At 44.6% G+C, this 21,551-nt stretch carries 17 protein-coding genes; 9 read left to right on the top strand and 8 right to left on the bottom strand.

What is annotated here, in order from left to right:
- Positions 1 to 269 precede the first annotated feature (269 nt).
- A complete protein-coding gene (locus R7Z41_RS11800) occupies positions 270 to 2,240 on the bottom strand; it encodes a replication initiator protein RctB domain-containing protein (protein ID WP_017635223.1) in 1,971 nt (656 codons plus the stop codon).
- Positions 2,241 to 3,478: 1,238 nt separating this feature from the next.
- Between R7Z41_RS11800 and R7Z41_RS11795 the strand changes: the two genes are divergently transcribed.
- The 4 genes from R7Z41_RS11795 (at position 3,479) to R7Z41_RS11780 (ending at position 9,742) form a co-directional block, all read left to right on the top strand.
- Positions 3,479 to 4,696, top strand: a complete 1,218-nt coding sequence (locus tag R7Z41_RS11795; RefSeq protein ID WP_005374503.1) for an AAA family ATPase — start codon at positions 3,479 to 3,481, stop codon at positions 4,694 to 4,696.
- Between the two features lie 7 nt (positions 4,697 to 4,703).
- On the top strand, positions 4,704 to 5,678 hold the full coding sequence (locus R7Z41_RS11790) for a ParB/RepB/Spo0J family partition protein (RefSeq protein ID WP_005374504.1): 975 nt from the start codon (positions 4,704 to 4,706) through the stop codon (positions 5,676 to 5,678).
- 105 nt (positions 5,679 to 5,783) lie between these two features.
- On the top strand, positions 5,784 to 7,811 hold the full coding sequence (locus R7Z41_RS11785; protein WP_225477231.1) for a tRNA(Met) cytidine acetyltransferase TmcA: 2,028 nt from the start codon (positions 5,784 to 5,786) through the stop codon (positions 7,809 to 7,811).
- Between the two features lie 251 nt (positions 7,812 to 8,062).
- Complete coding sequence (locus R7Z41_RS11780) at positions 8,063 to 9,742, top strand: DUF342 domain-containing protein (RefSeq protein ID WP_167415796.1); 1,680 nt, start codon at positions 8,063 to 8,065, stop codon at positions 9,740 to 9,742.
- A gap of 55 nt (positions 9,743 to 9,797) precedes the next feature.
- Here R7Z41_RS11780 and catC read toward each other — a convergent pair whose 3' ends face one another.
- Positions 9,798 to 10,457 (bottom strand): type C chloramphenicol O-acetyltransferase, encoded by a 660-nt coding sequence (catC, locus tag R7Z41_RS11775; RefSeq protein WP_025768711.1) that lies wholly within the window; start codon positions 10,455 to 10,457, stop codon positions 9,798 to 9,800.
- An 88-nt stretch (positions 10,458 to 10,545) separates the two neighbouring features.
- Here catC and R7Z41_RS11770 point away from each other — a divergent pair, with 88 nt between their 5' ends.
- Complete coding sequence (locus R7Z41_RS11770; protein WP_017635661.1) at positions 10,546 to 11,457, top strand: LysR family transcriptional regulator; 912 nt, start codon at positions 10,546 to 10,548, stop codon at positions 11,455 to 11,457.
- Between the two features lie 37 nt (positions 11,458 to 11,494).
- Positions 11,495 to 12,160: a peptidase E gene (locus R7Z41_RS11765; protein ID WP_225477233.1), complete on the top strand. Its 666-nt coding sequence runs from the start codon at positions 11,495 to 11,497 to the stop codon at positions 12,158 to 12,160.
- Between the two features lie 89 nt (positions 12,161 to 12,249).
- Here R7Z41_RS11765 and R7Z41_RS11760 read toward each other — a convergent pair whose 3' ends face one another.
- From R7Z41_RS11760 to murQ, 3 genes are all read right to left on the bottom strand, one after another.
- Positions 12,250 to 13,305, bottom strand: coding sequence for a porin (locus R7Z41_RS11760; protein WP_054576525.1), 1,056 nt, complete (start codon positions 13,303 to 13,305; stop codon positions 12,250 to 12,252).
- Positions 13,306 to 13,453: 148 nt separating this feature from the next.
- A complete protein-coding gene (gene murP / locus R7Z41_RS11755; protein WP_140356814.1) occupies positions 13,454 to 14,908 on the bottom strand; it encodes a PTS N-acetylmuramic acid transporter subunit IIBC in 1,455 nt (484 codons plus the stop codon).
- 28 nt (positions 14,909 to 14,936) lie between these two features.
- On the bottom strand, positions 14,937 to 15,839 hold the full coding sequence (gene murQ, locus R7Z41_RS11750; RefSeq protein ID WP_206970555.1) for an N-acetylmuramic acid 6-phosphate etherase: 903 nt from the start codon (positions 15,837 to 15,839) through the stop codon (positions 14,937 to 14,939).
- Positions 15,840 to 16,081: 242 nt separating this feature from the next.
- Here murQ and R7Z41_RS11745 point away from each other — a divergent pair, with 242 nt between their 5' ends.
- Positions 16,082 to 16,933 (top strand): SIS domain-containing protein, encoded by an 852-nt coding sequence (locus R7Z41_RS11745; RefSeq protein WP_005500180.1) that lies wholly within the window; start codon positions 16,082 to 16,084, stop codon positions 16,931 to 16,933.
- Between the two features lie 19 nt (positions 16,934 to 16,952).
- On the opposite strand, the gene mpaA is transcribed toward R7Z41_RS11745, so the two are convergent.
- A complete protein-coding gene (gene mpaA / locus R7Z41_RS11740) occupies positions 16,953 to 17,663 on the bottom strand; it encodes a murein tripeptide amidase MpaA (RefSeq protein WP_115386879.1) in 711 nt (236 codons plus the stop codon).
- A gap of 141 nt (positions 17,664 to 17,804) precedes the next feature.
- Here mpaA and R7Z41_RS11735 point away from each other — a divergent pair, with 141 nt between their 5' ends.
- Positions 17,805 to 19,430: an ABC transporter substrate-binding protein gene (locus R7Z41_RS11735; RefSeq protein ID WP_225477238.1), complete on the top strand. Its 1,626-nt coding sequence runs from the start codon at positions 17,805 to 17,807 to the stop codon at positions 19,428 to 19,430.
- 63 nt (positions 19,431 to 19,493) lie between these two features.
- Here the strand turns inward: R7Z41_RS11735 and R7Z41_RS11730 are convergent, their stop codons facing one another.
- The gene (locus R7Z41_RS11730; protein WP_206970557.1) at positions 19,494 to 20,078 is read right to left on the bottom strand and encodes a flavodoxin family protein; all 585 of its coding nucleotides are present in this window, start codon (positions 20,076 to 20,078) and stop codon (positions 19,494 to 19,496) included.
- Positions 20,079 to 20,309: 231 nt separating this feature from the next.
- Here R7Z41_RS11730 and R7Z41_RS11725 point away from each other — a divergent pair, with 231 nt between their 5' ends.
- Positions 20,310 to 20,648 (top strand): hypothetical protein, encoded by a 339-nt coding sequence (locus R7Z41_RS11725; RefSeq protein WP_017821886.1) that lies wholly within the window; start codon positions 20,310 to 20,312, stop codon positions 20,646 to 20,648.
- A 300-nt stretch (positions 20,649 to 20,948) separates the two neighbouring features.
- Here the strand turns inward: R7Z41_RS11725 and R7Z41_RS11720 are convergent, their stop codons facing one another.
- Positions 20,949 to 21,542, bottom strand: a complete 594-nt coding sequence (locus R7Z41_RS11720; RefSeq protein ID WP_042522270.1) for a mechanosensitive ion channel family protein — start codon at positions 21,540 to 21,542, stop codon at positions 20,949 to 20,951.
- Between the last annotated feature and the right edge of the window lie 9 nt (positions 21,543 to 21,551).

Here is a 21,551-nt window from a genome sequence, read left to right as displayed (position 1 = left end):
TTAATTAGCGGAATTTTAGGCAAAAAAAAGCGAGTTTCCTGAGGAGAAACTCGCGAAGTCTATTCAGAATGAATGTAACAATATGAGCCAATCTATTAATCATCAGAAAGGACAAAAGGTTGTCTATTCGGGATAAATAGTAGTATTAGGCTTGGCTTCTAATGTCAGTGGTTTGTAAGAGTTAAGTCTGTTTTTTATCATCGAAAGACATTGTTACATTTCAAACCGATACATCACACCTATAGCTTGATACACATCAAGCGACACTTTTAAATCGCCATTTCATCCAAGGCACGAAATACCATTTCATCCATGTGACCATCGAAGATTTGACGACAAACTTTCCGACGCACCGCTAACCCCGCAATCAAGCGCTCGATGGTAAGATGCTTAACATCGTTCTGGGTGTTAAACAGCTCGACGGTTTTACTTAATGTCTCATAAGGAATCGGCTCATCCCCTACCCTTAGCCAATCGAGCTTCTCTATGTAATCTGAGCACTCTTCTTTGATTGAGGCATAGGAGTGCCCTGTCATCGCAGACAAAGCCGTTATACTGCGTTCTAGAGCCTCTGGTGAGGTATATTTAGATAGAGTAATGGTGATCTCATCAGCATTGATCTCTACCAAATGTTTTCTTTGCTTCACGCGTCGCCCTAAATTTCCTCTTGGAGACGGTGCTTTGCGTTGAATGGGCTCAAATTCGCCGTCTATGATGCCTGAGAGCTCCTCAAGCTGTTGTCGGGTTACCATCTCATTACGAAGTGGATTTGGCAGCGTAGGCGCCATGTTACGCTTTCCTGCGTTGGTCGTTCGCGCTCGCGAGTAACGTAAGACCTCTTCGACATCACATTTGATGTCGATCTGGTAGTCCATCACTTTGTCATTTTCGATCATGGTTTCGATCGTCAGGTGATAACCCCACAAATTAACGACGAATAGATCATCATTCCCTTTTCCATCAGACAACCGCTTTAGTTCTCGGATCAGATCCATGGAGAAACGTCGCCATTCAATGTTACGTGCAAGTTTCTGGTTTAACTCACTCAGTAGCATGCAATCCGTGTGACGACGAACCATGCGACTACGGAAGAAAGAGTACAGTTGAAACACCAAAGTATGTTGTTTCAAGATCTCTGGTGGGAACAAGAAGAAATAATCGCGTGTTAGTAGTTCTTCGTAGAACGACGGTTCCCACACCAAGATGTATAAGTTGGGTTTAATACGAATTTCGCCATCACTGCCCTCAACGGGCGCTTCTTCTGAAGCCGTGATGGTACGGGCTAAGAAGCGGAAGCGGTCACTCTTAAAGCCTTCGGGCATGTTTTCACTTAGCCAACGTCCAGTAAGTTCATGGAGCTGAAAATCAGTGAATTCAATGCGATCAATGCTATCGCGAATGGAATCACGAGCTGGGCCACTGTCTTTTTTGCCTCTGAGCGACAAAATATCAGTGATGTATAGCGGCGTTTTGTTTGGTACGTGAGCCGCATCAAGTTGATACTGATCTTTGTGATGATCATGGTACTGAACTGTTAACGTGAAGAGAGCGAACAGGGTCATGAGATCATCCACAGTCATGATATTTTTGGATGATCGCGTCTCAATAACGGCTTTTGTGCCAGAGATCGACACCATGGATTTCTGATAACTTTTTCGAGTTCTTGGTGGCGCAAGTGCTTGGTCAATTATCCCAGCCCAATTTGTTGGAGATACAACAAATTGATCGGCTTCATCTTTCATCGTGGGAGGTGTGTTTAACCCGTGCTCATTCAACAAACGTTTGTTTACTTGAGTCTGAGCCAATGCTTTCGAACGTTTTTGTTTCTCGTTCTGGCGAACTTTGTCGGTAACAAGACTTGTTGCTCCCAACACAGATATAAGCTGATTGGGATTCACAAATTTGTGTAGCATCGTTTTACCAGCAAGTCCCTCTTCAAAACGCACTGGAGTTTGAGTAAATAAACCAATATTTACTGCCGCGCGCAAACGTTGTTGCAGGGCTGCACGTGTGAGTTGCCCATCTGTTGCTTCCACAATCTCTGTGGTTGAAACCAAACCATCCTTGCTGCTGAAGCCTCGTAATGAGATCAGATTAAGCAACTCTAAGATGCTTTTAGTCACCCCTTTGAAATGTTGGTACTGCTCTACCCAATCCGCAGAGGATTCATGTACCTCAAAAAGATGGCCATCTTTGTGGCTTCTCGGTGCTTTAATCAGAATTTTTTCATCAGCCGTCATTTTAGATCCAGATCACACTAGCCGTAGTTGTGCTATGGTTCCGAAGAATAAAGAAAAACAGATCATAAATAAAGAAAAAAGATTGTTTTTTAAATAACTGATCTTTTTGATTAATCTGATCTTAATTGATTATATGATCTAATGATCTGGCTTGGAACTTTCCTCTAAGTTTTTGTTCTATAAGGCTATTATTTTCATGTATTTCGGAACTATGATCATAAGAAGTCTGAAAGTATGATCAACAATAACCTGAAAGCATGATCATATTTATTCGTAAGCATGATCATTAAGGTTATGAAAAGATGATCAAAAGAGTCTTGAAACGATGATCATGATGTTTTTACAGGTTATCCACAGATGCAGTATTTAATAATGATCTTCACGATGATTATATTGTGCATTGGTAATGTTATTTATACTCGGATCGATGATCAAGAGCCAATATATCTATCGTTCTGGCGCCCATATTGATGAGATATCACTCATCTGATTAAAATACATTCAAGTCGCTCATATTTAGAAGTAAATCCTAGTCTCTGCTTATTTACAGGAAGCATGATCATGAGAGTGTGATTTATCATAGCAACTTGCGCAATTTCATTGTTCCGGCTTCTATACCGTCAATTTCTGCTCAATCCCCCATTCTGTCTGCACTCAACCGTAAATCAGAGAAGAAAACTCATGCTTCCGAGAGATTCTAAGGCTTGATCATATTTCCGATTAATGGATCTTATTTTATTTGCGTGTTTACACCGTACTCTGCTCAATTTTGCCATGATCATGCTTTCGGATTTGTTTATTAACACGGAAGCATGATCATAAGTATACCTTGATCATACTTCCATAGATGTTTCGCTGGAACTACCCTATTTTGTTCGGAGACATGATCAAGGTGTTCAGGTCTTTATTGTTCCGATATTACTTACTATTTTTCGTTTAAATTAGGTTGGTCTAACATAATCCGTAATTTAGCTTAAGATTATAATCGTTCCGGTAGAAAATTGATTTACATTGTAAATGAGTGACGCTGTAACACTTTTTATTTTTAAGTTTAGGTGTCCACTTATGAGAAGATTATTTGATTAAAAATAGTTATCTTTTTGACCATAAATCATAAAAGCGTCGATTTGGGTGTTTTTTTATGTGATGGTTATTCAAAATGTTCGTGCACCTTTTTGTTGTTTTTGGTCTTTACTGCTGTACAATTGAAATTATAAATCCTTCCAACGGAATTTGGCATGAAAAGAGAAAAAACGATTGAAAACCTTCTTGAGTTAGCGGAGCTGACTCAGCAGGTTCAAGCTGACCGTATTGAAATTGTTTTAGAAGAGCGAAGCGATAACTACTTCCCACCAATGTCGAAAGCGATGATGGAAACCCGTTCTGGTCTAACTCGCCGTAAGCTCGACGACGCGATTGGTAAAATGGAAGCCGCTGGGCATCAATTTACCAAAAACAACGCGAATCATTATTCAATTACGTTAGAAGAAGCACACATGCTCATGGATGCGGCTGAAGTGCCTAAATTTCATGAGCGTAAAAAGAATTCAGGTAACAAACCTTGGATTATTAATGTGCAGAACCAAAAGGGCGGTACAGGTAAATCAATGACCGCGGTTCATTTAGCGGCATGTTTAGCGCTAAATTTGGATAAACGATACCGTATTTGTTTAATCGACTTAGACCCACAAGGCTCGCTACGTTTATTCCTCAACCCGCAAATCAGCATGGCAGAGCATGATAATATCTATTCTGCGGTAGACATTATGTTGGGTAACGTGCCTGATGGTGTGGAAATTGACAGTGAATTTTTACGTAAAAACGTATTGCTGCCAACGCAATATCCGAACTTAAAGTCGATTTCAGCATTTCCAGAAGACGCGATGTTTAATGCGGAAGCATGGCAAACGCTATCTGAAGACCCATCACTCGATATCGTCCGTCTGCTGAAAGAGCAACTGATTGATAAAATTGCTGATGACTTCGATATCATTATGATTGATACCGGTCCACACGTTGACCCATTAGTATGGAATGCGATGTATGCATCAAATGCCTTGCTAATTCCTTGTGCGGCTAAGCGTCTGGACTGGGCTTCAACAGTAAACTTCTTCCAGCATTTGCCTACGGTATATGAAATGTTCCCGGAGGACTGGAATGGTCTTGAGTTTGTTCGCTTGATGCCAACCATGTTTGAGGACGACAATAAGAAGCAAGTTTCTGTTTTAACTGAAATGAACTATCTTCTAGGTGACCAAGTTATGATGGCTACTATTCCTCGTAGCCGTGCGTTTGAAACCTGTGCCGATACCTACAGCACAGTATTTGATCTGACAGTAAGCGATTTTGAAGGCGGTAAGAAGACACTAGCCACCGCGCAAGACGCTGTTCATAAAAGCGCACTGGAATTAGAGCGTGTGCTGCACTCTAATTGGCCGTCATTGAATCAGGGGTAATAAGTAAATGGCTTTGAAAACGTCTGAATTAAACGCGAAATTATTTGGCAAAACGAATAAGCGTCGTGTTGTGACTCCGCAAGAGGCGCAAACTGCGGCAAAAGAGAAAGCTCAAACGATTGAACTAGCAGTTGCAGGTGAAAATATTGTTCAGTTTGAACTTGTGCGTATTCCTGCAAATAAAGTTGCGACAGAAACAACAGTATTTGTTGATAACGCTCGTGAGCAATCGTTCTTAAACGAACATGCTTTATCTGATGTTTTAGTCACACTCAAAGAGCGTGGCCAACAATATCCAGCAGTGGGTCGTAGAACTGAAGATGGCAAGATTGAAGTTTTAGATGGTAGCCGTCGTCGCATGTCTTGTATCCTCGCCGAACAAGACTTTTTGGTTTATGTTGCTGACAACATTAATACTGACCATGCTAAGTTTTTGTCTGATGTGGCAAATGCTCACAAGCCGCTCTCTTTATATGAAAAAGGGAAAGAGATGCAGGCTAAGCTTGATAGTGGTGAAGCTGAGGATCAGAAAGCATTGGCAAAAATGTTCCAGTGCAGTGAAGCGTTGGTAAGTGGCGCTTTAAAAGCCGCAGCATTACCGTTAGAACTGCTTCAAGCGTATCCGAATGTTGGCGATCTCGGTCGTCCAACTATCGTGAAACTGCACAAACAGTTTTCAACGCTGACACCAGAGCAGCAGCAAGAGCTGTTAGATAAATGTCGCTCTAGCGAAGGGTTTTTATGGCAGCGAAGCACAGCTCAAGGCGTTGCTCGTCTGACAAAAGAAGTCACGGAAAGCATCGAAAATTGGATTACTGAACTTGCACCAGCAAAACCTGGCAAGAAGACGGAAAAAGTCGACTTAGTAAAAGGTCGAGCAAGCTATAGCCGAAAAGGTAGCAGCCTGGCGTTGAACTTGAAGAAAGTTGACGACAGCTTAATGGAAGAGATTCTTGCGTTTGTACAAACCAAACTGCAATAACAAATGATGATTGAATCAACCGCCTCCGGGCGGTTTTTTTATATCTGAGAAGCGTCAAATTAAAGATGTGATACCATTACGTCAGTTCAACGTTGGATAGACAAAATGCAGACACAATCTGATTTCCTTTCATCACTTCAACATCAAGCTCACCAATCTTTCCAAAGGATTGGTGTTGTCATTCAAGGCGAGGCTTCTTGGCAAAATGCGTTGATGTCAGAGTTCCATAAAACGCAGCGCCATCAACGTTGGTTTTCTGTTGGTGATTTTGGTTTGAAAAACGTATCCAGCGTTTCGTCTAAACAAGGGCACATGTTGCTAGGCAGAGAGTGTGACGTTCTATTGTTTGATGCTCGAAATGGCTTTGACGCAAATAGTTTTACCGCCACGCTTGGCTCATTGGTTGGCGGCGGTTTTCTTATTGTCATTACTGAGCTGCGACAAAATGCGAATTTTGCTCAGCAATGGATGCATAAACAATGGGAGAAGCTCGTTGTTATTGAGCAAGACAAACCATTGCCAATGGCTCCAGACATCAAGCAGGCAGAAAAAGAAAGCCACTACACGGAACAAGAACATGCCATTTCTCTAATTGAAAAGGTGGTAACTGGACATCGAAAGCGACCGTTAGTTTTGACCGCTGATCGTGGGCGCGGAAAAACAAGTGCCCTCGGCATTGCGTGTGCGAGCTTATTACAGCAGAAGCCACTTAGAATCTTAATTACGGCACCATCTATAAAAGCCGTTGAGCCTGTTTACCAACATGCTTTGCGGCTACTTCCTAATGCGCAGCGTATTAGGAAGGACAGATTAGAATCAGGGCAGGGAGCCATTCAATTTATTGCTCCTGACGAACTTCTATCGAGCAGACCTGAATGTGATTTGTTACTTGTCGATGAAGCGGCTGCAATTCCAGTTCCTATGCTCAAAAGCATTACCGAACATTATCGTCGACTCGTTTTTTCTACGACTGTTCATGGTTATGAAGGTTGTGGCCGGGGCTTTACGATTAAATTTGTTGATTGGCTTCAGAAACAGCGTTCGGGAATGAAAACATGGCACATGACACAGCCCATCCGCTGGAGCATGAATGATGCGCTTGAATCATGGCTCTATGACGCGTTTTTGTTGGATGCGGAGTTAACGCACCATCAACTTAAACAGGTCGACTCAATTTCCCTTTCTAAAGCCGATAAGAACAATTTGATATCGCAGCCTAGTTTGCTGCGTGAGTGCTTCGCTCTTTTGGTGAATGCTCATTATCAGACCTCGCCGAATGATTTGATTCACCTTTTGCAAGACGACAACAGTCAGCTCTATTTTGCTAAGCAAGATAATGCGGTTGTGGGGGTGATATTAGCGGTCGAAGAGGGGGGCCTTGACGATGAATTGATTGAAGAAATCCAGCTTGGTAAGCGTCGTCCTAAAGGACACTTAGCCCCAATTACGATTGCAAACCACCTAGGATTCCCGAATGTCGCGAATCTATCGACGCTGCGAGTCATGAGAATTGCGGTTCATCCAGCATTGCAAGGCAAAGGCATTGGTCAAAAAATTCTGCAGCAACTTGAGCAAATGGCTGCTAAACACATTGCCTACTTATCCACGAGTTTTGGTGCGACGGAAGAGTTGCTCTATTTCTGGCGACAATCGAACTTCCGTACAATTCGCTTAGGGTCAATGCGCGATGCTGCTAGCGGTTGTTATTCAGTCTTGATGGTCAAACCTTGTGATTCCCAACAGACGGCTTGGGTCGACCAATCTCAGGCGCTATTTGAAGAAATGTTGTCTAACAATGTGGCTGACGTCTATCCAAAATTAGAAGCCCCTATTTTTCGAGCTCTATTGCCGCAACCTTTGGGAATGAGTCCACTTCATCCCGCTAAGTTATTACTAATTGAATGTTATGCTGATGGTGGTAACAGTTATGAGTCTGTGTCTGTGTGGCTTCAGCAGTGGTTACTTAACTTAGGTTTGAACTCCGCTTCCGACTTGATGATCAGTAAGCTTTTTCTTAACCGTAGTTGGACTGAATGTGCTCAGCAATTTGGTTTACCTGGAAGAAGGCAAGTTGAGCAGCAGTTAAGGGACGAAGTAAGACACATTTGGAGCGATTTACACTGTAAACAATAAAGGGAAATTTACACTGTAAATGAAATTACTGGGAGCTGATTTTACACTGTAAATCCAGCTCCTTTTTGTTTCAGCGTGTATTTTGATTGAGCTTTAGGCTAAATCGAGTTTTCTCTTAATATCCTGTTTAACCGTTATTGATGGATTACTTTCTTTAGTGACGTGAGCCCTATAATAAGAAATGCGAGGTTTGTTCAGAAAACGGATTTGGGTAGACTGAAAGTGTTGATGGGAAGCAAAGTGGTAAGGGTATGTGGAAGCTGTGTCTTGAGTTATCTGAAGATAAGACCAAGGTGATAGCCCGTCTTCCGGGAGAAGTGGACCTCGGTGGTGAGCTAAATCAAAATGAATTAAACGAGCAGCTCGTCGCAATGAACGCTGAAAAGATGTTTGTTGTTGAGGGGGAAGTAGTGAGATTCATTAACTGCGCCAAAGAACGTAAAGCCGAGGCCTACGAAGGCATCGTCATTGCGGAAAAACGCAACGCGCAAGTTGAGGTTGAATTATCGAATAATGACATGCTCGCCAGTATGAACGTTGTCGGCGCGTACGGAGGCCGAGGTTTACGTGGCCCCGAGATTGTTCAAGCCCTTGCTCAAGCGCGAGTTTCGAAAGGCATCAACAAACTGGCTTTGAAGAAAGTGTTGGTTGTCAGCACTCAGCTCAAACCAGGCGAAACTTTTTCTCAACCTGTAGCGGTTGGTAAGCAACCTATCAAAGGCAAAGACGCTCTTTTTACTCCTCTTGTTAAAGACATCACCAAACGCATCCTCAAACCCAAAGACGGCCAATCTGCTAGCGACAAAATTGATTTACGTAACCTCGGTGAAACTATCGCGGTTGACGTAGGCGATGAGGTGATGCGCCGCACGCCTGCGACCAAAGGTACGCCTGGTTTTACTGTTCAAGGGCGAGTGATTCCTCCACAAGCCGGAAAAGACAGCCCAATGAAGCCAGGCAAGGGCACCGAGATAAGCAAGCAAGACCCAAACCTATTGATTGCATCGGTATCCGGTACGCCTCTGATTAAAGACAAAACCATTGAAGTTGATAACGCACTCTGTCTCAATAGCGTTGGCGTGAATACAGGTCACGTGAAATTCAAAGGGAATGTGATTATCGGTGGCAACATTGAATCTGGCATGATTGTTAAAGCGACGGGTTCTATTACTGTAGGCGGCTTCATTGAATCGGCTGACGTACAAGCGCAAGACGACATCCAAGTTGGTAAAGGGATCATTGGCCACACCGTGAGTGATGGCCAGCCAAAGAGTTGTCACGTCAAAGCCAAAGGTTCGATTCGTGCCAGCTACGCCCAATATTGTGATTTGCAAGCCGGCGAAGATATTGAGTTGGCGGTGCACAGCATGAATAACGATATTGTTTGTGGGCGCAATCTGACGGTGCTAGACGCGAACGGTAGGAACGGCACGCTCAGCGGCGGAGATGCAAAAGTCGGTGGCAAAGTGGTGTGCTTACAATTGGGCGTAGAAGGCGACACCGCCACTAAGGTAGAAGCGTTCGCACGCTATTCTGCATTTAAGGAGCGATTAGCTGAGCTTAAAGAACAATACAAACGCGCTCAAGAAGGCACGATGGATGTGATTCGTAAAGAGCTCGAATTTAAGAAACGTCCTAAAGCCGAACGTACCGACGAAGAACAAGCTCAGATTGACGTGATGAAAACACAAAACAACGAGCAGCTTGAAGCGATAAAGCAAAAGCTAGAACAAACGGAACATGACTTTGAAGTCGCGTTAGAAGAAAATATTGTCGAAGCCAAAGAGCGTGTATTCACTCGCGTGACGGTGCAGTTTGGCGACGAACAAGTAACGACAAAGCGCACTCATGGCGGTTGTTCGTTCCGTTTCAATCAATACGAAATTAAAGTCTCGGCGAACTTGGAAGAAGAGGACGTCGCTGCGGTTTAAGCTTTCTTACTCACTGAGCCCACACGTCGCAACAAGATGTGTGGGCTTTTTTTATCTACAAATCGACAATGTGCTCTTGATAGTAGTCCGCAAGCGCACCCACTTGGCTGCTACACATTACTTTCATTGCTTGTTTAATGTGTTCTATTGGCCAGTTCCACCATTGGATATTGAGTAGAGTTTCAATCTCTTTATCGCTGAATCGTTGACGTACGACTTGGTTGTTTCCAACCACCACAGAATAAGGTTGCACGTCTTTCGTCACTACGGCGCGTGCTCCGACGACGGCTCCATCGCCGATGTTTACTCCGGGCATGATCATCGCCTCACTGCCAATCCAAACATCATTTCCCACCACTGTGTCTCCGGCACGCTCGAAACCGTCTTGTACGCCTTCTCCAAATTCTTCAGGAGAGAAGGGGAAGGTCGAAATCCAGTCAATGCGATGACCTTGGTTTCCTGCCATCATGAAGGTGGCTCCAGAAGCGATGGAACAAAACTTGCCAATGATTAATTTGTCGATGCTATCGGGTTCTCTACTTTGCCATTCTTGAAGTGTGACGGGGTCACCCAACAAGTAGCGTACCGCTTGCTCTTCGAAGCTTTTTTGATGATAGAAGCCCGAGTAATAGCTGTAATCGCCAACGATGATATTGGTATTAGTGATGTGATCTTTAATGACTTGACCTTTTAACCACGTGTCGAAAACACTCATAACTCATCCTTTCAAATTTAGGTTGTACAGAGTTTAGAGGCTTTCTATTATTTCCAGTAGTTTGATTTTAGAGATTCAGAATTACTGTATGGAAATAAAATGGCTCAGCTACGTACCACTTTACGTCGCTTTGTGCGAGGAGCGAAGTATTGCTGGCGCAGCAAAGCGCCTGAATTGTTCGAATGCGCATGTAAGTCGGCAACTTAAACAGCTTGAAGACATATTGTCGGTGCAGCTTATTCAGCGAACTACGCGCCAGTTTAATTTGACCTACGATGGTTTGCGGTTTTATCAGCAGGTAAAGCAACTGCTCGAAGGCGCTGAGCAGATCAATGAGCAAGTCATGGCAAACGAGATCGTATCGGGAAAATTGAGAATAGCGGCGTCTGCTTCTTTCGGAGCCGCGTTACTCAGCCAAACATTGATCGAGTTTCGATTGCAACATCCACAAGTGAGCGTCGAAGTGATCTTCACAGAGACACCTCTCGACTTGATTGAGGCTGGGTTTGATATCGCATTCTACTTTACCGATACTCCTCCAGAGGGATACGTCGGCCATCAGCTACGCACTTTACACTGTAAACCGATCGCTCATCGCTCGTATTTAGCTGATAAACCAAATGTAAGTACGCCAGAGGAGCTTGGTGACTTAGAGCACATCCTTTATAAAAGTCGCGACTTGGTGTTAGATAAGTGGACGTTTACGCATAAGCAAACTCAACAGCAGTGCAGCATTGAGTTAGAAAGTACGCTGAGTTTTAATCTTGTCCAGTCCATGTTGGATGCTACTTTGGCTGGCTGTGGTGTAGCCATGTTAGATGAATTTGCACTGGCTAAACTCGACCCTGCACAAAAAGAAAAACTCGTGAGTTTGCTGCCAGAATGGCAAACGGATGCGATTTTGCCGCTTTATCTGCTTTACCCAAAACGTGAGCACTTACCAAGAAGAACGCGAGCGTTCATTGATCACTTTAGGAACATATATTCTGTCGGCGAATAGCGACAACAAACTTAGCAACAATTGAGGAAGCAAAGGAATGCGAAAACACTGTATTGCGATTGGCGGTGGGGGCTGGATGATGGGAGAGAATCCGAGCCCACTCGATCAATACATTTTGTCTTTGTCTGGTAAGGAGAATCCAAACATTTGTTTTCTACCGACAGTCACGGGAGACGCCGATGAAGTGATTGAACGTTTTTACGATGCGAAGCTTAGTGAAAACGTGACCCATTTTCCGCTGTTTAAGTTTGAAGCTGGTTGGAAAGAAACGCTATTTGAACAAGACATCATTTACGTCGGTGGCGGTAATACGCGTTCGATGTTGGCCATTTGGCGCGAATGGGGTATCGATAGAATACTCAAGCAGTGTTATGAACAAGGCATCATCATTTGTGGCATGAGCGCAGGTGCAATTTGTTGGTTTGAGTTTGCGGTGACAGACAGTGATCCCGAAGCATACCAAGTTATGCGTTGTCTTGGATTTATTGACGGTTTGGCTGCGGCGCATTTTTCTCATGTAGGTGAGAAGTTCGAGGTTTTCCAAGCCTTTGCTCGTTCTCAACCGAGCATCACTTGTTATGGCATTCACGATTATGCGGCATTGCACTTTGTCGATGGAAAATTGTTAGCTACTGTCACCAGCTTTCCTGATGCCGGTGTGTTGGTTAAAACAGGTAACGAAGAAAACATATTGCGAGGATGAGCTTCTTCAAATCAGCATTAAAGGCAATAACTACTGACCGGACATAGAAGAAGCTCATGGATTCAGCTAACTTACATTAAGTATCGTGCTTACAGCTCGTAACGCAGACCTAAGTGGTAGTAGCTTTCGTCTGCGTGTGCACCGCCAAACGAGACTTCTTGTCCATTGCTGTAGCCACGCGAGCCGTTACGATCAACGTAGTTTGTGTAGATAGAAGAACGAGGCGTCAGTTTGTATTGCACTTCTAGCGTTGTATCTTTCAGCTCTAGCTCGTCACCATCACTGTTTTCTAAAGAACGATAACCAGCACGCAGTACCCATTTGTCATTTACACTGTAAACCGCCGTTAGTTCCATCACTTTGTCGGTACTGGTTTGTGAGTAATAGCCCTCTAGTTCATCTTCCGAGTACAACGCACCCAACATCAAATCACCTAGGTAGTAACGCGTACCTGCGCCCCAGAATGTGTAATCGGTGTCGTTGCTTTCACGTGCATCACCTTTATTCTTCTGCATCGCCACCACTGGTGCCAAGGTACCCAAATTTCCCATGTCTAGCGTATAACGCAGTGCAGTGTTGTAACCGTAGTCGAGCTCAGAAGTGTTGTTTCCTAAAATGTACGCGACAGAAAAATCGAAATTACCTAGGTTGTTTTGGTATTGCAGCGTGCCATCTTGACGGAAAACTTGTGTCGCGGTTTTGTCGACTTTATTCGCTTGGCGCGCCATAGAAACATCGGAAGAGGCGAACACATCACCAATGTCGGTAAACATAATCAATCCAGATGCCACGCGACCACCAGTAATACGACCATAATCTTTCGCATCAATCCCCGCCCATACATAACGTGCGGTCAGAGACGGTTTGTCGTTTACTTGGTTTGCGTATTCAGCTGCACCCACTTGGTATTGCGCTTGGCCGATGATCGACGCGTACTCGTTGATGGTTTGTGAACCGTTTAAACCAATACGGCCATCAAACTCGCCATTTGCATCGCCGTGCTCGTCATTTTTACTGGTGACATTGAAACCAAGACGAGAGTAAATATTTAAAACTGACCCATCTTCCGCTTGATACAGCTGCGCTGCCATTGCGTTTGATGCCATCAATGTAGGGAGAAGTAGAGTCAAAATGTGCTTTTTCATGATTAACGACCTTTCATTTCTATTGTTTTAGGTACGACAAAGCCCCTTCCGAGTAACGGAATAAGAAAAATTGTCGTGAAGTAGAGAGAGGGTGCGCCCTTGTTTGCCAAGGGCGCGAGCTAGTCCATTCCTATAGGGGAAGAATGATTTAGCTTAAATCGACGTCTTTGCAGCCAAAGAAGTAAGTCGCGAGGAAGCCGACGATGTAAGAGATAAGCAGGCCGGCAACAAACACCATCATGCCCGGGAAGATGCCATTTTCAGATGTCATGAGAGGAATCGCCACGATACCGGACGGGCCAAACACCGTATTAAGACCAACTGGTAAGCCAAGGTAAGAAACTAAACCGATAAAGAAGCCGCCCGCAGCACCACCAATACAAGCGGTAACGAATGGTTTTACGCGTGGTAATGTCACGCCGTAAATCAATGGTTCGCCAATGCCTAGAAGACCCGGAATAATAGCGCCTTTAACTTGAGTGCGCAGTAGAGCGTCTTTTTTGGCTTTGAAATACAGCGCCATTGACGCGCCAACCTGACCGCCACCAGCCATCGCCAGGATAGGGAATAGCGAGTTAAAGCCCTGTGTTTCCATCAATGCGAAGTACACGGGAACAAAACCCTGGTGGATGCCAAATACCACAGAAATTAAGAACAAACCTGCCAAGATTGCAGCGCCTAATGGGTTATCGTTCAAGTTGAGGAACAACCAAGACATCCCTTTAAACAACTCGCCGCCGATTGGCATGATGATCAAGAAGGTTACCGCACCCATGATCAACAGAGTGATAACGGACGTTAAGATCATGTCCAGATCATCTGGCATGTATTGACGAACCTTACGCTCGACTTGCGCACCGATGATCGCCGCCAAAAGTACGCCGATAATGTTGCCGCGCGGATCAATCGCAAAGCCGAAAAACTCGTTCATGCCAGAGTAAATACCGGATGTCGCCTCTGGGTTGTAACCCAGCACAAACAAAGAGGCGAGAATGGCACCATTAACACCAGAGCCGCCAAACGCTTGCTGCGCGTTGTAACCAATCAGAATACTTAGGAAAGCAAACAGACCCTTACCAAAGACTTTCATGTAGGCGATCAAATCCAACATAAACTGGCTTGGTGTCTGGTCGAGAACAAACATCTGTTCCAATAACGTCGCAAAACCTAGCAACAAACCAGCTGCAATAAAGCCAGGGATCAACGGCGTAAAGATGGTGGCAAACTTGCTTAAAAAACGCTGAACCGCACTGGTTTGTTTGCTCTTCATCTGTTTTTTCTGCTCGGCCGCGACGGCAGAAAGATCTTGTTGCGGCATATCTGGTTCTTCACTGTCACTAGAAGTTAAGCTGTCGATCAATTGATTCATCATCTCAGCCGCTTGTTGAGCTTTTCCGGGACCGAGAATGATCTGAAACTGCTCATCGCTTTCCACCACACCCATTACGCCGGGAATTTGCTTGATAACTGACTGATCAGCCAAACCATTGTTGGCGAGCGATAAACGCAAACGCGTCATACAGTTACCACATTTGCTTACGTTGCCGCTGCCACCCACTGCGGACAGCAACTGCGATACTGTGTTTGAAGTTATTTTTGCCATAGGGTCTATCCTTCAGAACTCGGATTATTTAGTTATTATTTAGTGCTGCGCGAATAAAACCGTTGTGCGCGGCGAGGCGTGATTTGGCTTGTTCGGCATCCAAATCGGCCAAAATCATTAAGATGGCAGTTTTGCAGTGTCGATCGCAGGCATTTAATGCTCGCTCTGCTTCTTCTTTTGATGCGCCAGTTGCTTCTACAACAATGTTGGTTTGGCGTTGGATGAGCTTGGCGTTGGTGGCCTCTACATCCACCATTAAGTTGTCAAATACCTTACCGCTACGAATCATTGCACCTGTCGTGAGCATGTTTAACACCAGTTTTTGTGCGGTGCCGGCTTTCATGCGAGAAGAGCCAGTGACAACCTCTGCGCCAACAATCGGCAGAATCGCGATGTCGGCCGCTTTTGCCATGGCACATTCTGGATTACAGGCGATAGATGCGCTCGTAGATCCGATGGATTTAGCGTACTCCAAACCACCTAGCACATAAGGCGTGCGGCCACTTGCAGCTATGCCTACAACCACGTCATGCTTGGTGAGGTGAAGCGCTTTTAAGTCGTCTTGACCCATTTTCACGTCGTCTTCTGCGTTTTCTACCGCTTTCAAAATCGCTTGGTGTCCACCAGCAATTAAGCCAATCACCATGTCTGGATGCGTGCCGTAGGTAGGAGGACACTCGCTCGCATCAAGAATTCCTAAGCGGCCTGATGTGCCAGCTCCCATGTAAACCAAACGGCCACCATTGGCGAACGCTGCAGTAATTGCATCAACCGCCTTTGCAATTTGTGGTAGCACTGCTTTGACCGCGAGCGCGACTTTTTGATCCTCTTCATTAATGACTTGCAGCATCTCGATGGTCGAAAGCGTATCAATCTCTGCACTGGCTGGATTACGGCTTTCTGTCACCAATCGGCTTAAATCAATTTTCATGTTTTACACTCTTCGTAATGTTCAATCTGAGGGCGATTCTATGGAATAAAATATTCTGTTTTGGTGATAAAAATCACACTTGAGGTTATTCTTTGTGCAGGAGAAGTTTGGAATAATGAGAGAAAATATACGTCCATTACATCCGGTATAAACTGGCTTGGTTAGAACAATCATGGGGTTAAATCAAACTCCAATTATTTTTGTTTTGGAATAATTTATTTAAATTTTTTGAGGTTTTTGTTGTGTCAGTTGTCAATAAGATAGTCGCGAGGCGTACTCAGCTTTCGCAAAGTGGTCGTTTGGTCGGCGATTGGATTGTTGAAAACGCAGAAAAGGCGGCGCTCCTCACTAGCCAAGAACTTGCGGCGCAAGTAAAAGTGAGTCAATCGAGCATTGTGAAATTTACTCAGCGTATTGGTTTTAAAGGCTACAGCGAGTTTAAGTTAGCTCTGAATGAAGAGATTGGCCGTAAGCATGCGATGCAGTCGACACCGTTGCACAGTGATATTTTGGCAGATGATCCCATCGCGGTTATTTCGCAGAAACTGGTGAAAGCAAAAACAGATGCTATGTTTCAAACCACCAATGCGCTGTCTTATGAAGCGTGTCACCAAGCGGTGAAATGGTTGAGTGAAGCGCGTCGAGTGCAAGTGGTCGGGATTGGGGGCTCAGCCCTGACCGCGAAGGATTTAAGCTTTAAACTGCTTAAACTCGGTATTACGGCGCTTTCCGAACAAGACAGCCACGTGCAGATTGCTGTTGCTCGTACCCTCTCTTCAGAAGATGTGCAGATAGCGATTTCGTATTCGGGCGAACGCAAAGAAATTCTCGTCGCGGCAGAAGCGGCAAAAGAGCAGGGCGCGAAGGTGATTGCGTTATCTGCTCCTGGGAGAAGCCGCTTGCGTGGTATTGCCGATATTACGTTTGATACGATTGCCAATGAAACGGAACATCGCAGCTCATCCATTGCTTCGCGCACCGCGCAAAACGTGATCACCGATTTGCTGTTTATCATCTTGGTTCAGCAAAGAGACGAAAGTGCACGTCAGTTGATCAGCGATATCAGTACCGACATCAAACAGATCCTCACATGATCGCTTAACCAACAGCGGACTAAAGATCCGGATCGTGCATCAGTAAAGCAATAAAAGCGGATAGATGCTTTTCAATGGTGAGATCGGCAGAAATTGCCGGTAACTCCAACGTGATGCAAGGTAAATCACGTTCACTACACCAAGTGCCGAATGAGCCGGGTGTTTCGTAGTCGACATCGTCCACGATTGGCAGCTGAAACTGCTCGTGGAGCCATTTGGCAAGGTTGGAATGTTTGGGATCATCTACAAACGCAAGCGGTTCGTGAAACGACACTACAAACTTTGGCCTGCGCAGTTCAATCAAGTTAATTAATGCGCCAACTTCTGGCTCTAGCTGGTTTTTAGAGCCTGTTTTCACCTTTACGTCTCGAACGGGTGTGTGAGAGCTCCATCGATACACGGTGCCATGCTCAGTCCAATTTGGGGTTGGAAACGCGCGATTGAGATCCACTTGGTTTGCATTTGCACGTGTGCCTAGCTGGTTGCCGTCAGGATTCATTGACAGAATCACATCATGTCGTAAGTTTTTAGCTGGCAAGCTTCTTAGCGCACAGGACAAACCTGCAATCGAGGCTGTCTCATCCCCGTGAGTGCCTGCCAAAATCAAACCTCGCGAAGCACTTTCGACTTGTGCCGGAAAATACAGTAATGGCGCACCAAGCACGGAATGACCGTATGTTGTTGGCCGAATTAAAAATGCCGCTCTTTCCGTTCTTGGAATTAGACTCACCGTAATCTCCTGATTGATGAAGTAATATCAATATCTAAGCTAATTAAACCTAGCTAAACCGAACCGTTTAAACTCGTCAACGGTTGAAATGTTAATTGTGGCGCTTGCTTCACAAGACGCGTTAGGAGAACGAAAAACGATATGGATTTTAAAAAACATTCAACGGCGTTGCTGATTTCCTCTTTATTCACCCCTTTTCTTTCTGCATCTGTCGTTGCGGATACCTTACCTAACGGCGTTCAACTCGCCGCAGAACAGCATTTAGTACGTGCGAATGACGCAGAGGCGGCGACGCTTGATCCAGCGAAAGCCGAAGGTCTGCCAGAAATGCATGTGATTCGTGACTTATTTGAAGGGCTTGTGATTCAAGATCGTGACGGAAACATTATTCCCGGTGTGGCAGAATCATGGGAAACCAACGACAACCAAACCTTTACTTTTCACTTGCGCAAAGACGCGAAATGGTCGAATGGCGAGCCTGTGACAGCGGATGATTTTGTCTATTCACTGCGCCGAGCGGTAGATCCGAAAACCGCTTCTCCAAATGTTTGGTATCTCAAACTCACCAAGATCAAAAACATCACCGATGTAGCAGAGGGCAAAAAGCCTTTGGACGATCTCGGCATCAAGGCAGTGGATAAATACACCCTACGTTTTGAGTTGGACAGTCAAGTGCCGTACTTTGTTGCTATGACTGGGCACACGTCCATGATGCCAGTGCATCAAGCGACAGTGGAAAACCGCGACAAGCCGTGGAGCGATCCAGACCAATTTGTTAGCAACGGTGCATTCACATTGGATAAGTGGGTCGTGAATGAGCGCATTGAACTGGTTAAGAGTCCAAGTTACTGGGACAGCGCAGATACGCATCTAAACAGAGTGACTTACATTCCGTTTGAAAACCAAAACGCGTCGATCAATCGTTATGCGGCAGGAGAGTTGGATATCACGTCCGATGTGCCGACTCATATGGCGCAGAAGCTTAAACAAGATTACAAGCAGGCTTACACGGTGGTGCCATTACTGTGCACGTATTACTACGCGTTCAATACCACTCGTCCGCCATTTGATGATGCGCGAGTGCGTCAAGCGGTGTCGTACTCCATCATGCGTGATGTGATTACGAATGGTGTCACGCAAGTGGGCAACCTTCCTGCGTATACCTTTGCGCATCAGTACACTGCCGGTTTTGATGCGACGCCCCCTGAGTATAGTAAGTGGAGTCAGCAACAACGTGACGAGAAAGCGCGTCAGTTGTTAAAAGAAGCGGGTTACAGCAAAGACAAGCCGCTCGATTTTAAATTGCTGTACAACACCAGTGAGGCAAACAAATCGATCGCGGTTGCGATAGCGTCGATGCTACAAAAAAATCTCGGTGCAAACGTGGAGTTAGAAAACCAAGAGTGGAAGTCGTACTTAGTGGCGCGTAAACAAGGCAATTTCGATGTGATGCGCGCTTCCTGGTGTGGTGATTACAATGAAGCGTCTACTTTCCTGAGCTTACTTCACTCAGGTTCTTCGGGTAACTTTGCACGTTACAGCAATGAAGCGTACGACAACGCGATGAACAGTGCATTGGCCGCAACCGATGAGAAAGCGCGCCAAGGTTTCTATGATCAAGCCGAGCAATTGTTGGCGGCGGATATGCCAATCGCACCGATTTACTACTACATGCAAGCGCGTTTGGTTCGTCCTACGGTTGGCGGTTTTGCCAAGAACAACGTAGAAGGTCGTATCTACTCGAAAGACCTCTACATCAAGAAGTAGCGCTCAAAACAAGCGATAAATACGAAGCCCCGAAGATGTATCTTACGGGGCTTCTTTTTATTGTTAGCGAGTGGAGAGCTTGTTCACGAGCATAGCGACTCGTTTGCCAAGATACTCTGCTGTTGCAACATCAGAAGCATGCAACTGACCACCTTCACCACCTTGTGCAACAATACCACCTTGTACACCATAACGATTCAGGTTTTGCTCCCCAGAATTGCTGATCTTATCCAACCCGACCCACATCATGCCGTGTTGGTTAGAGAGCGTTTGTAGATATTGTAATGTGCAAGATTGGTCGCCATTCATTGCCCCACCACTGGTAAAGCCAGCCGCGATTTTGTTCGCCCATTTTTGGTAATACCAAGATTCACTGCTTGCATCTGCAAATGCTTTAAACTGCGCTGCTACACCGCCCATATAGGTCGGTGAGCCAAAGATAATCGCATCACACTCAGCAAGTTCATCCATTAGTTTAGGGTTCACAAAACGTCCCTCAATAATCTCACTGCCTTCAATTCGGTGAGAGAGGATTTCACAGTCATCTTGCTGCTTAATGCCTTGTTGTTCAACGCCTGCGGCAATCGCGCGAGCAAGCTGACCAGTAACGTCGGTTTTAGAGAAATAAATAATCGCAATTTTGGACACAATGGTTCCTTTTTTCATTGTTGATTTTTAATCGTGCGACTAAGGCTAAAACCTCAAGTTAAGTTGAGGTCAAGAAGAGATTTGAGATAGATAAAGTACGAATTGGTATCTAAAGAGCTTTCTTATAGGGTAAGTCGACGGCATAACTACAGTGAATGCAACGACGATGAATGTCGTGTATAAAAGCGTTAAAGGAAGATCTTAAAGATGTAGAAAACTCTCTTGGAAACAATGATAAAGGTACCGATGCTAGTGATGATTAATAGGCGGAAAAATAGATTAAAATATGTAAACTCAGACCTGATCCAAGGCGGGAAAAGTACATTTCATCGTTTCTTAAGGCGAGGGATTATTATCATTATGGTAGGAGGCCTTTCTACAGCCTCTTCCACGGTATTTGCACACTTTATAGCGGGGGTGTTTGATGTGGATATGAATGTTCATCCAGAGAGCTTAGAAGAAAAAGTGCATGCACTACTTTTTGTTTCGGTCAGTCTTGTTTTTTACCTCTTTTATGCCCTTATCTCGCTAAATATTAGTGGGTGGCTCATAATGAAGCTAAAAATATAAGCTTAACTAAAACCATGTCCTTGTATTTTAAGGAAGATGGAACTAGTGACGATTTTTTCTTTGCTTGCACCATCTCTATTTTTTGTATTTATTTAAGGTTCGTAAATAAGAAGCTTCCTTTGGTTAAAGTGGCGCTTTTGGTTTCGGCGATGTGTCATGTTTTTATCATGAAAGAATACAGTGGTGACCTTCAGCTTATACGTTTTGTCTCTTCACTGTTTTTCGCCATTAACTTTGGGTTATTTGTGACCACCAAGTGATACTAAAAAGCCGATGTAGATACATCGGCTTTTTAGTGGGTTATTTCTTTCTGCGAGTATAAATCCGAGATTTTACTTTACTTGGCTCTGGCTTGTTTTTCGCCAGCTTTAGCACTGCTTTTTGCAAAATCTGGTTGTTTGGGTAAGTGATTAAGTTTCCGTTGTCGTGCTTAATTAACACGTGAAACATGCTGATTTCTTGAATCTCACCGCAGATGTCTTCATCTTTATCTACGACTTTAATTCGGTCACCCACTCGGTATGGGAAGACAAAAAAGATCAAAAAGCTGGCAGTGATGTTGCTCAGAATTGACCACTGCGCAATAAACGCCACACCTAATACGGCAAAAATGGACGATAGGAACAAAGACACATCGCCATAGCCAATACCTGTGATAATGGCAAAAATAGAGGCGGTCAAAAATAGCAGCGCGACATTGAAACAGCGCTGAATAAAACTCAAACGAGCCTTTTTTACACCTTTCGTTGTTGCCAAATTTAGGATGGCTCGATTTACAATCCTCTTCAGGATGCGATACGCGATCAGGACAAAAATGCCCATCAATAGTTTGTAACCGAGGGAGCCCGTAGTGAAATACTGGCTCACTTGCTCTAATTGGATCCAATCATTCATTTCTTCATC

The sequence above is a fragment of the Vibrio sp. 1457 genome, assembly GCF_033340195.1.
Lineage (GTDB): Bacteria > Pseudomonadota > Gammaproteobacteria > Enterobacterales > Vibrionaceae > Vibrio > Vibrio alginolyticus.
This window is presented reverse-complemented; position numbering and strand designations above follow the sequence as displayed.

Bases quoted from the DNA above. Each gene is read 5' to 3' on its own strand.
- R7Z41_RS11800 (WP_017635223.1), bottom strand. From the start codon at position 2,240: ATGACGGCTGATGAAAAAATTCTGATTAAAGCACCGAGAAGCCACAAA.
- R7Z41_RS11795 (WP_005374503.1), top strand. From the start codon at position 3,479: ATGAAAAGAGAAAAAACGATTGAAAACCTTCTTGAGTTAGCGGAGCTG.
- R7Z41_RS11790 (WP_005374504.1), top strand. From the start codon at position 4,704: ATGGCTTTGAAAACGTCTGAATTAAACGCGAAATTATTTGGCAAAACG.
- R7Z41_RS11785 (WP_225477231.1), top strand. From the start codon at position 5,784: ATGCAGACACAATCTGATTTCCTTTCATCACTTCAACATCAAGCTCAC.
- R7Z41_RS11780 (WP_167415796.1), top strand. From the start codon at position 8,063: ATGTGGAAGCTGTGTCTTGAGTTATCTGAAGATAAGACCAAGGTGATA.
- catC (WP_025768711.1), bottom strand. From the start codon at position 10,457: ATGAGTGTTTTCGACACGTGGTTAAAAGGTCAAGTCATTAAAGATCAC.
- R7Z41_RS11770 (WP_017635661.1), top strand. From the start codon at position 10,546: ATGGAAATAAAATGGCTCAGCTACGTACCACTTTACGTCGCTTTGTGC.
- R7Z41_RS11765 (WP_225477233.1), top strand. From the start codon at position 11,495: ATGCGAAAACACTGTATTGCGATTGGCGGTGGGGGCTGGATGATGGGA.
- R7Z41_RS11760 (WP_054576525.1), bottom strand. From the start codon at position 13,305: ATGAAAAAGCACATTTTGACTCTACTTCTCCCTACATTGATGGCATCA.
- murP (WP_140356814.1), bottom strand. From the start codon at position 14,908: ATGGCAAAAATAACTTCAAACACAGTATCGCAGTTGCTGTCCGCAGTG.
- murQ (WP_206970555.1), bottom strand. From the start codon at position 15,839: ATGAAAATTGATTTAAGCCGATTGGTGACAGAAAGCCGTAATCCAGCC.
- R7Z41_RS11735 (WP_225477238.1), top strand. From the start codon at position 17,805: ATGGATTTTAAAAAACATTCAACGGCGTTGCTGATTTCCTCTTTATTC.
- R7Z41_RS11725 (WP_017821886.1), top strand. From the start codon at position 20,310: ATGATAAAGGTACCGATGCTAGTGATGATTAATAGGCGGAAAAATAGA.
- R7Z41_RS11720 (WP_042522270.1), bottom strand. From the start codon at position 21,542: ATGAATGATTGGATCCAATTAGAGCAAGTGAGCCAGTATTTCACTACG.